General features: G+C 75.8%; 12 protein-coding genes, 1 pseudogene and 1 riboswitch. Of the genes and pseudogenes, 4 read left to right on the plus strand and 9 right to left on the minus strand.

Annotated elements, in window-relative coordinates:
* From V7S47_RS25700 to V7S47_RS20060, 4 genes and pseudogenes are all read right to left on the minus strand, one after another.
* Positions 1-2,311 (minus strand): annotated as a pseudogene (locus tag V7S47_RS25700) (cobyrinate a,c-diamide synthase).
* Complete coding sequence (gene cobO, locus V7S47_RS20050; protein ID WP_336563219.1) at positions 2,305-2,919, minus strand: cob(I)yrinic acid a,c-diamide adenosyltransferase; 615 nt, start codon at positions 2,917-2,919, stop codon at positions 2,305-2,307. Before cobO ends, V7S47_RS25700 begins: the two are co-directional and overlap by 7 nt.
* Positions 2,919-3,539: a 5,6-dimethylbenzimidazole synthase gene (gene bluB, locus V7S47_RS20055; protein WP_336563220.1), complete on the minus strand. Its 621-nt coding sequence runs from the start codon at positions 3,537-3,539 to the stop codon at positions 2,919-2,921. Before bluB ends, cobO begins: the two co-directional genes overlap by 1 nt.
* A complete protein-coding gene (locus V7S47_RS20060; RefSeq protein ID WP_336563221.1) occupies positions 3,536-5,533 on the minus strand; it encodes a VWA domain-containing protein in 1,998 nt (665 codons plus the stop codon). Before V7S47_RS20060 ends, bluB begins: the two co-directional genes overlap by 4 nt.
* 22 nt (positions 5,534-5,555) lie before the next feature.
* Positions 5,556-5,704: riboswitch (cobalamin riboswitch) on the minus strand.
* 16 nt (positions 5,705-5,720) lie between these two features.
* Between V7S47_RS20060 and cbiE the strand changes: the two genes are divergently transcribed.
* The 3 genes from cbiE (at position 5,721) to V7S47_RS20075 (ending at position 8,540) form a co-directional block, all read left to right on the plus strand.
* Entirely contained in the window at positions 5,721-7,301 is a 1,581-nt protein-coding gene (cbiE, locus tag V7S47_RS20065; protein WP_336563222.1) for a precorrin-6y C5,15-methyltransferase (decarboxylating) subunit CbiE, read from the plus strand.
* Complete coding sequence (locus V7S47_RS20070) at positions 7,298-8,056, plus strand: cobalt-precorrin-4/precorrin-4 C(11)-methyltransferase (RefSeq protein WP_336563223.1); 759 nt, start codon at positions 7,298-7,300, stop codon at positions 8,054-8,056. Before cbiE ends, V7S47_RS20070 begins: the two co-directional genes overlap by 4 nt.
* Before the next feature lie 154 nt (positions 8,057-8,210).
* Entirely contained in the window at positions 8,211-8,540 is a 330-nt protein-coding gene (locus V7S47_RS20075; RefSeq protein WP_090861069.1) for a hypothetical protein, read from the plus strand.
* Positions 8,541-8,556: 16 nt separating this feature from the next.
* Here the strand turns inward: V7S47_RS20075 and V7S47_RS20080 are convergent, their stop codons facing one another.
* Positions 8,557-9,264 carry an SDR family oxidoreductase gene (locus tag V7S47_RS20080; RefSeq protein ID WP_336563225.1) on the minus strand — a complete coding sequence of 236 codons (708 nt, stop codon included), beginning with the start codon at positions 9,262-9,264 and terminating at the stop codon, positions 8,557-8,559.
* 98 nt (positions 9,265-9,362) lie between these two features.
* Between V7S47_RS20080 and V7S47_RS20085 the strand changes: the two genes are divergently transcribed.
* Complete coding sequence (locus V7S47_RS20085; protein ID WP_336563226.1) at positions 9,363-9,926, plus strand: TetR/AcrR family transcriptional regulator; 564 nt, start codon at positions 9,363-9,365, stop codon at positions 9,924-9,926.
* A 14-nt stretch (positions 9,927-9,940) separates the two neighbouring features.
* On the opposite strand, the gene V7S47_RS20090 is transcribed toward V7S47_RS20085, so the two are convergent.
* The 4 genes from V7S47_RS20090 to V7S47_RS20105 all read right to left on the minus strand — a co-directional run bounded on the left by V7S47_RS20090 (position 9,941) and on the right by V7S47_RS20105 (position 14,505).
* Entirely contained in the window at positions 9,941-11,251 is a 1,311-nt protein-coding gene (locus V7S47_RS20090; protein WP_336563227.1) for a reverse transcriptase family protein, read from the minus strand.
* A 229-nt stretch (positions 11,252-11,480) separates the two neighbouring features.
* Positions 11,481-12,983 carry a precorrin-2 C(20)-methyltransferase gene (locus V7S47_RS20095; protein ID WP_336563228.1) on the minus strand — a complete coding sequence of 501 codons (1,503 nt, stop codon included), beginning with the start codon at positions 12,981-12,983 and terminating at the stop codon, positions 11,481-11,483.
* Positions 12,980-13,636, minus strand: a complete 657-nt coding sequence (locus V7S47_RS20100; protein WP_336563229.1) for a precorrin-8X methylmutase — start codon at positions 13,634-13,636, stop codon at positions 12,980-12,982. The genes V7S47_RS20095 and V7S47_RS20100 overlap by 4 nt, the downstream gene beginning before the upstream one ends.
* The gene (locus V7S47_RS20105) at positions 13,633-14,505 is read right to left on the minus strand and encodes a nitrite reductase (RefSeq protein ID WP_336563230.1); all 873 of its coding nucleotides are present in this window, start codon (positions 14,503-14,505) and stop codon (positions 13,633-13,635) included. Before V7S47_RS20105 ends, V7S47_RS20100 begins: the two co-directional genes overlap by 4 nt.
* Positions 14,506-14,552 lie beyond the last annotated feature (47 nt).

Raw genomic sequence — 14,552 nt, forward strand, 5'->3', positions numbered from 1 at the left:
CTACCAGCACCCGCGCAGGGTGTCCAGGAACCGGGTCGTGGTCGGCGTCGAGCGGACCGCGACCCGGATCCACGTCTCGTCCAGGCCGGGGAACGTGTCGGCCCGTCGTACGGCGACGCCTGCGGCCCGGAGGCGTTCGTGCACGCCGGCGCCGGGGCGCGCGAGCACGAACGACGTCGCCGAGGGGAGGTGCTCGACGCCGAGGTCGCTCAGACCGGCCTCCAGGAACGCGCGCCAGCCCGCGAACTCGACCGCACGACGCTCCGCCTCCACCAGCGCCTCGGGCGTGCAGCAGGCGATCATCGCCGCGGCGGCGGTCGTCGAGACCGACCACGGGACCTGGCCGCGCCGCAGCTCGGCGACCAGACCGGCCGGGCCGAGCAGGTAGCCGGCGCGCACCCCGGGGATGCCCCAGTGCTTGGTCAGGCTGCGGGTGACCAGCAGGTCCGGGTGCCGGGTCAGCGACTCGGTCTCGCCGGGCACGGTGTCCATGAACGCCTCGTCGACCAGCACCACCCGGCCCGGCCGCGCCAGGTCGGCGATCCGGCGGGCGGGGTGCAGGGCCCCGGTGGGGTTGGTGGGGTTGCCGACGACGACCAGGTCGGCGTCCTCGGGGATGCCGGTGAGGTCCCAGGAGACGACGGGGGTCACCTGGTGGCCGGCCTGCTCCAGCGCCGCGTGCGGCTCGGTGAACTGGGGGTGCACGACGACCGGCCTCCGCCACGGGCGCAGCCGGGCCACGAGCGAGAAGGCCTCCGCGGCACCGGCAGTGGCCAGCACCTCGTCGGGCGCGCGGTGGTGCCGGGCGGCGATGGCGGCCTCGGCGGCGCGGGCGCTCGGGTAGGCGCCGAGGTCGTCCAGGCTGTCGCGCAGGGCGGTGTCGAGCCAGGGCGGGCGCGGGCCGTCGTACACGTTCACGGCGAGGTCGAGCAGCCCGTCGCCGAGCTCCGCGTCCCCGTGGTGGCGGAGCGGGTCATCCACCGTGGACCGCCTCCGCGAACCGTTGGGCGAGCTGCGGGTGGCCCGCCCAGTGCGTGTGGAGGTACGACGCGTGCAGCCGCGGGCCGGCGAAGCCGACGGCCGTGCCGTCGACCTCCCAGGCCGGCGTCGCGCCGGCGACCGGGGTGACGTGCGTGCGGTGGAACTCGTGGCCGGTGACGACTTCTCCACAGCGGGTCAGCAGGTTGTCGGTGGTGGCCGTCATCGTCGGGTAGCGCAGGGTCAGTCGCTCGGTCATGACCGCTTCCGCGGTGACCGCGCCCACCATCGAGGAGGAGTCCAGTGAGTCGCAGAGGTAGAGCAGCCCGGCACACTCCGCCACGGTCGGGACGCCGTCCGCGACCGCCGCCGCGAGGTCGCGCCGCAGCGCCGCGTTGTCGCTGAGCGCGCCCGCGTGCACCTCGGGGAACCCGCCGCCCAGGTAGATCCCTGCCGTCCCGGGCGGCAGGGCCGGGTCGGTCATCGGGTCGAACGCCACGACCTCGCAGCCGGCCGCGCGCAGCAGCTCCTCGGTCTCGGTGTAGCGGAAGGTGAACGCCCGGCCACCGGCCATCGCGACGACGGGCCGCTGCGTCGTCGGTGGGCGTACGACGGCCGCCGGGTCCCAGGCCGCCTCGGCCAGGTCCGGCGCGGTCGCGGCCACGGCGAGCACGGCGTCCAGGTCGACGTGCGCGGCGACCTGCTCGGCCAGCCGGTCGAGGGCCGCCGCCGAGAGCTCGCGCTCGGCCGCGGGCACCAGCCCGAGGTGGCGCGAGGGGGCGGCGACGCCGTCGTCACGGGGGAGCACCCCGAGGACCGGCAGGTCGATGGAGGAGCGCACCTCCGCGGCGTGCCGGGCCGAGCCGGCCTTGTTGAGGATCACGCCGGCGACCTCGACCGAGGCGTCCCAGGTGGCCATCCCGTGGACGACGGCGCCGATCGAGCGGGACGAGCGGGAGATGTCGACGACCAGGACGACGGGGGTGCGGGTGAGGGCCGCGACGTGGGCGGTCGACGAGAAGCCGTTCCCGCCGACGCGACCGTCGTAGAGGCCCATCACGCCCTCGACGACGGCGACGTCGGCGCCGGCCGCGCCGTGCAGGAGCAACGGGACGACGCGCTCCTCGCCGACCAGGTGTGGGTCGAGGTTGCGGCCGGGCCGGCCGCAGGCGAGCGCGTGGTAGCCGGGATCGATGTAGTCCGGCCCGACCTTGTGCCCGCTGACGTCGTGCCCGGCGCGGGCGAGCGCGGCCATCAGGCCGGTCGAGACCGTGGTCTTGCCCTGCCCGGTGGCCGGAGCGGCGATCACCACGCGCGGGAGGGGAGTCACCACTCGATCCCCGCCTGGCCCTTCTGGCCGCGGTCCATCTGGTGCTTGACCTTGGTCATCTCGGTGACCAGGTCGGCGGCCTCGACCAGGGCGGGGTGGGCGCGGCGGCCGGTGACGACGACGTACTGCCGTCCGGGGCGGTCGCGCAGCGTGGAGACGACGTCGTCCACGTCGACCCAGCCCCACTCCATCGGGTAGGTGAACTCGTCGAGCACATAGAGGTCGTGCCGCTCCTCGGCGATCCGGCGCTTGACCTCGGCCCAGCCCTCGGCGGCGTCGCGGGCGTGGTCCTCGGCGTCGCCGGCCTTGCGCGACCAGGACCAGCCGGCGCCCATCTTGTGCCACTCGACCGGGCCGCCCTCACCCGTCTCGCGGTGCAGCTCGCCGAGCCGCTCGAGGACGCTCTGCTCGCCGATGCGCCACTTGGCCGACTTTACGAACTGGAAGATCCCGATGTCCCAGCCCTGGTTCCAGGCGCGGATGGCCATCCCGAACGCGGCGGAGGTCTTGCCCTTGCCGTCACCGGTGTTGATCATCAGCAGCGGCAGCCGGCGGCGCTGGGCGGTGGTGAGCCCGTCGTCCGGTACGGCGAGGGGCTGTCCCTTCGGCATCAGGCGCTCCACTTCTCGGCGTGTACGGCGGCGCTCAGCGGGCGACCCCGCCGCCACCCGTGCCGCTCGAGGTCGGGCACGTCCTGCAGGCGGGTCACCGGGCCCAGGCACAGCCACGCGACCGGGCGGACTCGGCCGGGGATGCCGAGGAGATCGCGCAGGAACTCCTCGCGGTAGAACGACACCCAGCCCACGCCGAGGCCCTCGGCGGTGGCGGCCAGCCAGAGGTTCTGGATCGCCAGGCAGGTCGAGTAGAGGCCGGCGTCGTCGATCGCGTGCCGGCCGAGCACCTGCGGGCCGCCGCGGTCGGGGTCGTGGGTGACGACCACCCCGAGGCTCGACTCGCGGACGCCCTCGACCTTGATCGGCTCGAAGACCTCGCGGCGGTCGGCAGGCAGGGACTCGGCGTACGACGCCCGCTCGGCCGCGACGTGCGCCTGGAAGGTCGCGCGGGTCCCGGCGTCTCGGACCAGGACGAAGTCCCAGGGCTGGCTGTGCCCGACGCTCGGGGCGGAGTGGGCCGCGCCGAGGATCCGGTCGAGGACGGCCGGGTCGACCGGGGCGCCGCTGAACTCCGCCCGGACGTCGCGGCGCCGGGCGATCGCGTCGTAGAGGTTCATGCCGCGCGGCCGTCGCGGGCGACGCCGGCCAGCGCCTCGGCGCTGACCTCGGCGACGGCCAGGTGCTCCGCGCCGAGGTGCTCGGCCAGCACCCCGGCCAGGCCGAGCCGCATCGCGCCGCTCTCGCAGTCGACGACGACGCTCTGGACGCCGGCGCGGGCGAGGACCTGGGCGGCCTGCCGCGACCGGGCGACGGCGTCCTTCCCGGCGGTGGCCCGGCCGTCCGTGACGACGACCAGCAGCGGGCGGCGGCGCGGGTCGCGGACCCGCTCGACCTCCAGCACGCGGGCGGCCTCCAGCAGGCCCTCGGCCAGCGGCGTGCGGCCGCCCGCGGGCAGCTGGTCGAGCCGCGCGGCGGCGATGTCGACCGAGCCGGTGGGCGGCAGCGCGAGGTCCGCGCCGTCGCCGCCGAAGGTGACCAGGCCGACCTTGTCGCGGCGCTGGTAGGCGTCGAGCAGCAGCGACAGGATCGCGGTCTTGACCTGCTCCATCCGCCTGCGCGCGGCCATCGAGCCCGAGGCGTCGACGCAGAAGAGCACCAGGTTGGCCTCGCGCCCCTCGCGGGTGGCCACCCGCAGGTCCGCGCCGCGCAGCAGCACGCGGCCCGTCGTACGTCCGCGGGCGTGCTGGTGCGGCGCGGCCGCCAGCAGGGTCGCGACCAGGTCCACCGGGCCCCGGGTGCCGTGGCTGCTGCCGACGCTGCGACCGGTCTCGGTCAGGGCGCGACTCCGCTTGCCGGCCTCGCCGCGGCCGGTGCCGCGCACGGTCAGCAGCCGGGGCCGGTAGGGCATCCCCGCCGCCACCGTCCCGCCCGGCGAGGCCGCTCCGGTGGTCGAGTCCCCGGTGGTGGAGGAGGGCGCGCCAGCGCCCGTCTCGAGACCCCCGTCTCCCGACTGTCCGTCGGTGCCGCCCCCGTCGGTGCCGCCCCCGTCGGTGCCGCCCCCGTCGGTGCCGCCCCCGTCGGTGCCGCCACCCTCGGGACCACCCTCCGGCGGACCATCCGGCTCGGGATCGTCCTCGCCGAGCACCTCGTCGAGCCGGTCCTCGTCGAGGCCGGGCGCGTCGAAGGGCGTACGGCGGCGCCGGTGCGGCAGGGCCAGCCGGGCCGCGGCCCGGATGTCCTCGCGGGTCACCGAGGTGCGGCCGTGCCAGGCCGCGTGCGCGACGGCGGTGCGCGCAGTGACGATGTCGGCGCGCATGCCGTCCACGTCGAAGGCGGCGCAGACCTCGGCGATTGCGAGCAGGGCCGCCTCGGTCAGCTCGACCGAGGAGACCCGCTGCTGCGCGGCCCGGATCCGGTCGGTGAGCGCGCGCTGCTCCTCGTCGTAGCGCGCGACGAAGGCGGCGGGGTCCGCGTCGTACGCGAGACGGCGGCGGACCACTTCGACCCGCACGGCCGGGTCGCGCGGCGCGGCGACCTCGACGGTCAGCCCGAACCGGTCGAGCAGCTGCGGGCGCAGCTCGCCCTCCTCGGGGTTCATGGTGCCGACCAGCACGAACCGGGCGGCGTGGGAGAAGGAGACGCCGTCGCGCTCGACGGTGGAGCGGCCCATCGCGGCGGCGTCGAGCAGCAGGTCGACCAGGTGGTCGTGGAGCAGGTTGACCTCGTCGACGTAGAGGATCCCGCGGTGGGCGCGGGCGAGCAGCCCGGGCTCGTACTCGGTCACACCCGACGACAGCGCCTTCTCCAGCTGGATCGACCCGAGGACGCGGTCCTCGGTGGCGCCGACGGGCAGCTCGACGAGCCGCACCGGCCGGGTCTCGACCGCGACGGCGGGGTCGGGGGAGAGCGCCGGATCGGTCGAGAAGGCATCGCCGGCGACCACGTCGATCGGCGGCAGCACCGCGGCCAGCGCGCGCACGATCGTCGACTTCGCCGTGCCCTTCTCGCCCCGGACGAGCACGCCGCCGACCTCCGGCGAGATGGTCGTCAGGATGAGCGCCAGCGACATGTCGTCGGAGCCGACGACGGCACAGAAGGGGTACTGAGGCATGTGAGGCTCCCGCTCGTCCGCCATGGGTAGGAGCCGCGAGGCCGGTCTTCGGACTTCCCGGATCGACGCTCGCGCGTCGTCGCAGGTCACCGCAGCGGGCCTGTGCCGGACTCTCACCGGCTTCCCAGATTCTCCCTGCGGACGCAGGGCACCTCGTGGCTGTGCGGTCACGATAGCGTCAGCCCTCGTGCCCGCCGACCCCGCCCAGACCGCCGCCCGGATCGTGGTCGCCGCCGTCTGCCTGCGCGACGATGCCGGGCGGGTGCTGGCCGTGCGCAAGCGGGGGACGACGCGCTTCATGCAGCCCGGCGGCAAGCTGGAGCCGGGGGAGACCCCGGCCCAAGCGGCGGTCCGCGAGGTCCGCGAGGAGATCGGGCTCGACGTCGAGGTCCGCTACCTCGGCGAGTTCACCACCGAGGCCGCCAACGAGCCCGGAGCCGTGCTCGAGTCGACCGTCTTCACCGCCGAGCTCACCGGGACGCCCGTCGCGGACGGCGAGATCGAGGAGCTGCGCTGGGTCGAGCCGGACGCCACCGACGCCGACCTCGCGCCGCTGCTGCGCGACCACGTGCTGCCCGCGCTCGCGGCCCGGGTGACCGTGGTCGGCGTCGACGCGCAGGGACGGTCGTCCGCGCCCGACCTGGTCGCTGGCGCCGACGTCCTGCTGGGCGGCGCGCGCCACCTCGACCTCGTCCCGCCCGTCGCAGGTCAGGTACGACGACCGTGGCCGTCCCCGCTCCGACCGGGCCTCGCGGCCGAGCTGGCCCGGCACGCCGGCCGCCGCGTCGTCGCGCTGGCCTCCGGCGACCCACTCGTGTCCGGCATCGGCAGCACCCTCGTCGACCTGCTCGGCGCCGACGCGGTGGAGCTGCACCCGGCGGTGTCCTCGGTCGCCCTGGCCCGGGCCCGGATGGGCTGGCCGGCCGAGACGACCGCGGTCGTGACCGTCGTCGGCCGCGACCCGCACGCGGTCCTGCGCGAGCTCGCCCCGGGCCGCCGGGTGCTGGTGCTCTCCTCCGACGAGCGGACCCCGGCCGAGGTGGCCCGCCTCCTCATCGACGCCCGGTACGGCGCCAGCGCGATGACCGTCCTCGGCGACCTGGGCGCCCCGACCGAGTCGCGCGCGACCGGCACGGCGGCGTCCTGGAACGGCACCAGCCCGCGGCTGCACGTCCTGGCCCTCGATCTCGACGGTCCGGTGGTCGGCTCCTGGGCGACCGGCCTGCCCGACGAGGCCTTCGAGCACGACGGCCAGCTCACCAAGCGTGACCAGCGCGCGGTCGCGCTGGCCCGCCTGCAGCCGCAGCCCGGCCAGCTGCTCTGGGACGTCGGCGCCGGTGCCGGATCGGTCGGCATCGAGTGGATGCGCGCGCACCCGTCCTGCCGCACGGCGGCCGTCGAGGCCGACCCCGAGCGGGCCGCGCGGATCGCCCGGAACGCCGCGGCCCTCGGCGTACCCGCCCTCGAGGTCGTCACCGGGCGCGCGCCCGACGTGCTGCCGGCGGAGGCCCCCGACGCGATCTTCGTCGGCGGCGGCGCGACCGCTCCCGGCCTCCTCGACGCGTGCGTCGCGCGACTCCGCCCCGGCGGCCGACTCGTGGTCCACGGTGTGACGGTCGAGACCGAGGTCCTCCTCGCCGAGAGGTACGCCGACCTCGGCGGCGAGCTGACCCGCGTGGGTGTCGAGCACGCCGCGCCCATCGGCTCGTTCACCGGGTGGACCCCCGCCCGTACCGTCACCCAGTGGAGCTGGAGCAAGCACCCATGACCGTGCACTTCGTCGGCGCCGGACCCGGCGCGGCCGACCTGCTGACCCTCCGGGCGGCGAGCATGCTGGCCGCCGCCGACGTGGTGCTCTACCCGGGCACCTACCTCGACGCCGCCGTCCTGTCGCACTGTCGTGCGGACGCGCTGCTCGTCGACACCCAGGACCTCGACCTGGACGCCATCGTCGGCCACCTCCTCGACGCCCACCGCGCCGGCCGGGACGTCGTACGGCTGACCTCGGGTGACCCGTCGGTCTACTCCGCGGTCGCCGAGCAGGGCCGCCGCCTCGACGCCGCCGAGGTGCCGTGGGACGTCACCCCGGGCGTCCCGGCGTACGCCGCCGCGGCGGCCCTAGTCGGCCGCGAGCTGACCGTGCCGCTCGTCGCCCAGAGCGTCGTGCTCACCCGCACCCAGGCCCGGTCGACGAAGATGCCCGCGACCGAGTCGCTGGCCGCCTTCGCCGCGACCCGGGCCACGCTGGTCCTGCACCTGGCCATCACCCGGATCCGGGAGCTGGCCGCCGAGCTCGTGGAGGAGTACGGCGCCGACTGCCCGGTCGTCGTCGTGCACCGGGCGAGCCAGCCCGGTGAGCTGGTCCTGCACGGCACCCTGGCCGACGTCGCCGACCGGGTCGAGGCGGCCGGGCTTCGCCAGGCCGCCGTGGTCCTGGTCGGTCGCGCGCTGGACCCGGCCGCCGGCGGGGAGTCCTACCTCTACGACCCGGCCCGGGACCGCTCGGCGAAGGAGTCCCGGTAGGCGCCGGACGATCGCCGGTCCGGGTGCGACGTACGCCTCACCCGAAAGGTAAAGAAACCTGTCTAGACGGGGTGTGGGGAGCGACGCAGCCGGGGAGGGTCACGGACGCCACGCCGGACTCGGCAGGCACTCCCCCCGAAGACAGGATCCGAACTTGAAGAACCGTGCCCCGAAGCTGATCGCCTCCGCCTTCCTCGTCGTCACGCTCGCGACCGCCTGCGGTGGCGGCGGCCGGCCGTCCGTCGACGAGGTCTCGGAGGGGATGCAGGACAACGCCAGCGAGATCTTCGGCGACAGCGTGCCGACCGACGGCATCGACTGGGACTGCATGGCCAAGCTCTACGTCGACTCCGACCTCTCCGACGACGCGCTGCAGGCGATCGCCGACGGCGACAGCGACTTCAAGGGCGACGAGGACGACACGAAGGCCGCCGCCGAGGCGTCCAAGGGCGCGACGGACTGCGTCGAGGTCCCCTCCTCCTGATCGACCCCGATCTGGCTCAGGACGCGACGAGCTGCGGGAACTGCTCCTCGATGGGCAGGTGCAGGCCCGCCCGCACCCCGCGGCTCGTCTCGTCCGCCAGGACCTCCAGCGCTCCGGCCTCCACGCCGTCGAGCACCTGGCGCACCACATCGGCCGGGTCCGCCTTCGGGGCGTCGACCCCGCTGACCATCTCGGTGTCGACGTAGCCGACGTAGACCCCGACCACCTGCACGCCCTGCGGCGCGAGCTCGAAGCGCATCGAGTCGGTGGCGCTCCACAGGGCCGCCTTCGAGACGCCGTACGACTGACCGAGGGCCGCCCAGGAGAGCGCCGAGGCGACGTTCACGATCGCGCCGCCCGCGGCGACGACCCCTTCGACGAACGCCGACGTGACGGCGAGCGGCCCGAGCAGGTTGACCTCCAGCTCGCGCCGCAGGCCGGCGGGGTCCCCGGCCAGCACCGACGTGGGCGCAGCCAGGCCCGCGTTGTTGACCACCACGGTCACGTCCGGCGCCGCGGCCGCCGCGCGGCGCACCGACTCCGGGTCGGTCACGTCCAGCTCCAGCGGTACGACGCGCGGGTCGTCGGCGACCACGGAGCGCGGGTCGCGGGCGGCGGCGTACACCTTCGCGACGCCGCGCTCGAGGAGCTGCGCGACGTACGCGGCCCCCATGCCGCGGTTGGCGCCGGTGACGAGGACGGTCTGGTGGGCGAGCGTGGTCATGCGGGTCTCCTCGGAGTCGAAGTACACCGATCGGTGTATTGCCACGAAGGTACACAGATCGGTTTACTTTCGGCAAGGGCGTGCCTAGGATCGGTTCCGTGAGCGCGACCACCCGCAAGCCCGGAGCCCGCGACCGCCTGGTCGCCGCGGCCGAGCGACTCTTCTACGCCGACGGCATCCATGCGGTCGGCGTCGACCGGCTGTGCGCCGAGGCGGAGGTCTCCAAGCGCTCGCTCTACCAGCACTTCGCGGGCAAGGACGACGTCATCGTCGCGATGCTCGAGGCCCGCGGCGCCGCGCTGCGGTCGATGGGCGACCCGGGCGCGGACGCTCCGCCGCGTGAGCGGGTGCTCGGCGTCTTCGACGCGCTCGAGCGGGCCGCGCAGGACGACGGCTTCCGCGGCTGCCCGTTCGTCGGGGCCGCGACCGAGCTGAAGGACCCCGCCCACCCCGCCTCGGTCACGGCCCGCCAGCACAAGGAGGCGCTGACGGCGTGGTTCGCCGAGCGCGCCCGCGAGGCCGGCGTCGCCGAGCCGGACGCCCTGGCCCTCCAGCTCACCCTGCTCTTCGACGGTGCCAGCGCGTACGCCGTCGTCCGCGGCGGCAGCACCGCCGCGACCCGGCAGGCGGTCGGGATCCTGCTCGACGCCCACGGGGCGTAGAGCGGGCGTAGGGCTCAGCGGCTCCAGTCGACCGCGTCGTGCTCGGCCAGCAGCCGGGCGCCGCGGACCGGGTCGTGCTGGGCCACCCAGGCGATCCGGCCGCGGAGGTGCTGCTCCCACGCGGGGACGCCGTCGCGGTTCTGGCTGCTCGCCCCGGACCGGCGACAGTTGTGCAGGATCGCGCGGAGCCGGTCGACCTCCGCCCGGGCCACTCGCGGTCGGTCGTTGACGACCAGCCCGCCGAGGGTCTGCCGGCCCGCGCGCGGCATCACGCCGGTCTTGCGGGCGTTGAGCCGGAACCCCTCGTCCCGCACGACCTCCTCGATCGCGTCGAGGAGCCGGGAGGTGCCGGTGCCCCAGCCCGTGGCGCCGGAGAAGGCCAGGTCGTCGGCGTACCGCGTGTAGCGACCGCCCCACGACCGGGCCAGGGCGCTCAGCCGCACGTCCAGCCGGAACGCCGCGAGGTTGGCCACCGCCGGGGAGGTCGGAGCGCCCTGCGGCAGGTGCGGCGCGGCCAGCCGGCGACCCAGCCGCCAGTGGGCGTCCAGCAGCCCGTCGTCGGCGGGCCGCGGGACCGCGCGCCAGACCGAGCGCGGCAGGACAGCGGTGACCAGCCCCGCCAACCGGTGTGCGACCGGCTCGGGGTAGCCCGCCGTACGCCAGATCCCGTAGACCCGGGAGACCGTGACGCTGGCGAAGAACGCCTCCAGGTCGAGCCGGACCACGACCGGTCGGCCGGCGTGCGGAGCGGCGTACGACGCGACCGAGCCGCCGGGCCGGAACCCGCGCGCCGCCTCGTGGGGCGGGACGCGCGAGAGGACCTCGTCGAGGAGCAGCCGCTGGACGGCCTTGAGGCGTGGCTTGGGTGCCTCGAGCACGCGGACCGCGCCGCTCGGTGCGATCCGGTGGTTGACCCGGTAGTGCTGGAGCGGGACGTCCGCGGCGCTGCGGGCCAGGTGCCGTGGATCCGCGAACCAGTCCAGCTCGGTGGCGGTGACCCCCAGGAGATCCGCCAGGTCGCCGAGGTCGTCGAGCACCGGCAGCCGCCAGCGGTTGGCGAGCATCCGCGTGGGGGCCACGGGCTGCGCGACCGGACGCGTGCGGAGCGCCTTCGCCGCCGCGCGGAGCCCGGCGAGGTTGGTGGCGAGCTCCCGCGGGCGGTCGTGGGGCGGACGCGGGTAGAGGTCGAGCGTCTGCTGCACGAGGGGAGCCAGCCAGCGGGGGCGTCGTCCCAGGACTCCCGCGCCGCTCGCGCCGAGCCCGGTCACCGTCCAGTCGCCGGTGAGGAACCCGGCGGCCAGCGCCCGGGCGAGGTCGTCCCTCACCGGGGCGCGGACGCCGGGGCGAGGTGGGGGTGCGGCAGCGCTGCTCGACCTGTCCCGTCGTGCGCGCGAAGACCTGCAGCGGAGCGCAGCGAGTCGCGCGCGGTGCCGTGCCCGAACGTTCCGGTGGTCCCCGGGGTAACCCCGGGGAGGCTGGCCGGTGACGCGCACCGGTCGGCCGTCTCGAGAGAGCGCTGCCGCACGCGGGGCACGATATCCGGCCCGCGCCTCGCTAGTGGACGAACCGCGGGGTCCACACCGCGCCCGAGGCGCTGACCCGGGTCGAGGACGCGCCCACGATCAGCAGGCACTTCATGTCCACGCTGCCGGCGTCCAGCTCGCCGAGGGTGGTCACGGTCAGCGACTCCTCGGCCCGGCCGACGTCGCGGCCGACGATCACGACGGTCCCGGGCGAGCGGTGCTCCAGGAGCAGCTTCTGCATCTCGACGACCTGGTGGGTCCGCGAGCGCGAGGCCGGGTTGTAGACGGCCAGCACCAGGTCGGCCTCGGCGACCGCGCGCAGCCGCCGCTCGACCACCGACCACGGCTTGAGCCGGTCCGACAGCGAGAGGACCGCGAAGTCCGCGCCCACCGGGGCGCCGGCCCGCGCGGCCACCGCCTGCACGGCCGAGACCCCGGGGAGCACCCGCACCGGGACGTCGGCGTACGCCGGGTCCTCCGCGGCCTCGAAGACGGCCGCGGCCATCCCGAAGACCCCGGCGTCGCCGCCCGACACCACGGCCACCCGCTCGCCCGCGCGCGCCAGGTCGAGCGCGTGCCGGGCGCGGTCGACCTCGACGGTGTTGCCCGACGCGTGCCGCTGCAGTCCCGGCCGTTGCGGCACCCGTGCGACATACGGCGCGTAGCCGACCACGTGGTCGACCTCGCCCAGGGCCACCTCGACCTCCGGCGTCAGCCAGGCGTCCGGGCCGGGGCCGAGCCCGACCACGAGCAGTTCCCGGGGTCGGCCCGCCGGCGTGAGCGTGGGGTCGGCGGCGGTCCGGCGGCCGGCCCCGTGCACCGAGTCGCCCGGCACGACCACGAGCGAGAAGTACGGCACCGACGCCGGGTCGACCTCGGCCACGGGCAGCCAGCGCTGCTCGGGCATCGACGCGCGCTCGACGTACAGCGCGCCGTCGAGGCGACCGGCCGCCTCCAGCGCCCGTCGTACGGCGGGGAAGGTGCGGCCGAGCTTCATGATGATCGCGCCGTCGGTGTCGGCGAGGCGCCGGGCCAGCTCGGGCTCGGGCAGGGTGCCGGGCAGCACGGTGAGGACGTCGGTCTGGCGCACCAGCGGGCTGGCCGCGGCGGCGGTGGCGGCGGCGAACGCGGGGACGCCGGGCACGATCTCGGTCTCGAAGCGCTCGGCCAGCCGGTCGTGCATGTACATGAACGAGCCGTAGAACAGCGGGTCGCCCTCGGCGAGCAGGACGACGTCGCGCCCGGCCTCGAGGTGGGCGGCCAGCCGGGCCGCGGACTCCTCGTAGAAGTCGGCCAGCGCGCCGGCGTACCCGCCCGGGTGCTCGGTCGCGCCCGTGGTGACGGGGTAGCGCAGCTCCTCCTCGACCGCGGTGGCCGGGATCAGCGCCGCGGCGGTACGCCGGGCGTTGGACTGCTTGCCGACCCCGGCGTGGTAGGCCACGACGTCGGCGGAGCCGATCAGCCGGGCGGCCTTCAGGGTGATCAGCTCGGGGTCGCCTGGCCCCAGCCCGACGCCGGAGAACCGGCCGGTCATTCCTCCTCCTGGGCCAGCGCGTTGATCGCCGAGGAGGCCATCGCCGAGCCGCCGCGGCGACCCCGGACCGTCACGAACGGGACGTCGATGCCGTGGTCGGCGGCGAAGGTGGACAGCGCCTCCTTGGACTCCGCGGCGCCGATGAACCCGACCGGGCAGCCGATGATCGCGGACGGGCGGGGCGCGCCGTCGACGAGCATCTCGAGCAGGTGGAAGAGCGCGGTCGGGGCGTTGCCGATGGCGACGACCGCGCCGTCGAGGAGCGGCTCCCACAGCGAGACCGCGGCCGCCGTCCGGGTGGTGCCGAAGGAGCGGGCCAGGTCGGGCACCCGCTCGTCGGTGAGGAAGCACCGCACCTCGTTGTCGGCGGGCAGCCGACCGGCGGTGATGCCCATCGCGACCATCCGCGCGTCGCAGAGGATCGGGGCGCCGAGCATCAGCGCGGCCCGGGCCGAGGCGACCAGCCGGTCGTGGACGACCAGGTCGGGCACCAGGTCGACCTGGCCGCTGCCGTGCACCATCCGCACGGCCAGCTTCTCCGCATCGGTCGGCAGCCCGGCGAACGACGCCTCGCGCCGGATCGTCGCGAACGAGTCGACGTAGATCGCGGGCCCGTCGTCGACGTACGGGTAGCGCTTGGTCGGGCGCCTCATCGGGTTTCCTCCGGGTCGGGGACGAGCACGCCGCGCCACGGCGTGACCACCAGCTCGCGCTCGTACGACGCCAGCCGGGTGACCAGGTCGGGGTCGAGGACACCGTCGGGCGCGGCGACGTGGAGCCCGCCGGGCACCGGGCCGTGGGGGAGCGGCCCGCTCGGGGCAGGGGCCTCGCCGCCCAGGGGGAACGGCTCGCTGAGCGGCAGCGCCAGCTCGTCGACGTGCCAGGGCGCGTCCGGCCCGGTGCCGGCGGCGACCAGGAACCGCTGGGCCAGCACGACCAGGAACTGCGCCGCCTTCGTCAGGGGGACGACGTCGCCCCAGCGCCGACTGCCGACCCGCAGCTGGGCCAGCTGGGCGGACAGGGCGACCAGGCCCAGGTCGGCGGTGCGGTCGATCAGGTCGCCGCGGCCGTCGTCGAGCACGAACAGGAAGCGGCCCGGCAGGGCGGCCAGGTCGGGGGCGGCGCGGAGCCGCTCGTCGAGGTCGGTGGCGACCGGCCGGAGGTCCGCCCGTCCGCCGGCCAGGCCGGTCTGCGGGGAGACCATCAGGTTGCGCGCGAGCTCGTGGGTGCGCGACGGGAGCAGGCCGGTGGCCTCGACCGCCTCGACGACCTCGGCGGGCAGCGCGCCGTCCGGCCCGGAGGGCAGTCCGCGCAGCTGGAGGTTGGCCCGGCCGGTCAGGTGCACGTCGCCGTCGCCGTAGCGCCGGGCGACCTCGCCGAGCGCGCTCAGGGACGCGGGGGAGACCCGGCCGCCGACCAGGCGCAGCCGGACCAGCGCGCCGTCCTCGGCCGGCCAGGGGCGCAGCACGCCGGGGCAGCGGTCCCGCCGGGTGCGGAGCGATCCGCCGGACGATCCAGACACATCAGGTCCTTCGAGGTCCGGGCCCGTGCGCGAGACCCGCGTCGACC

This window comes from Nocardioides sp. CCNWLW216 (assembly GCF_037120545.1).
Taxonomy (GTDB): Bacteria; Actinomycetota; Actinomycetes; order Propionibacteriales; family Nocardioidaceae; genus Nocardioides; species Nocardioides lianchengensis.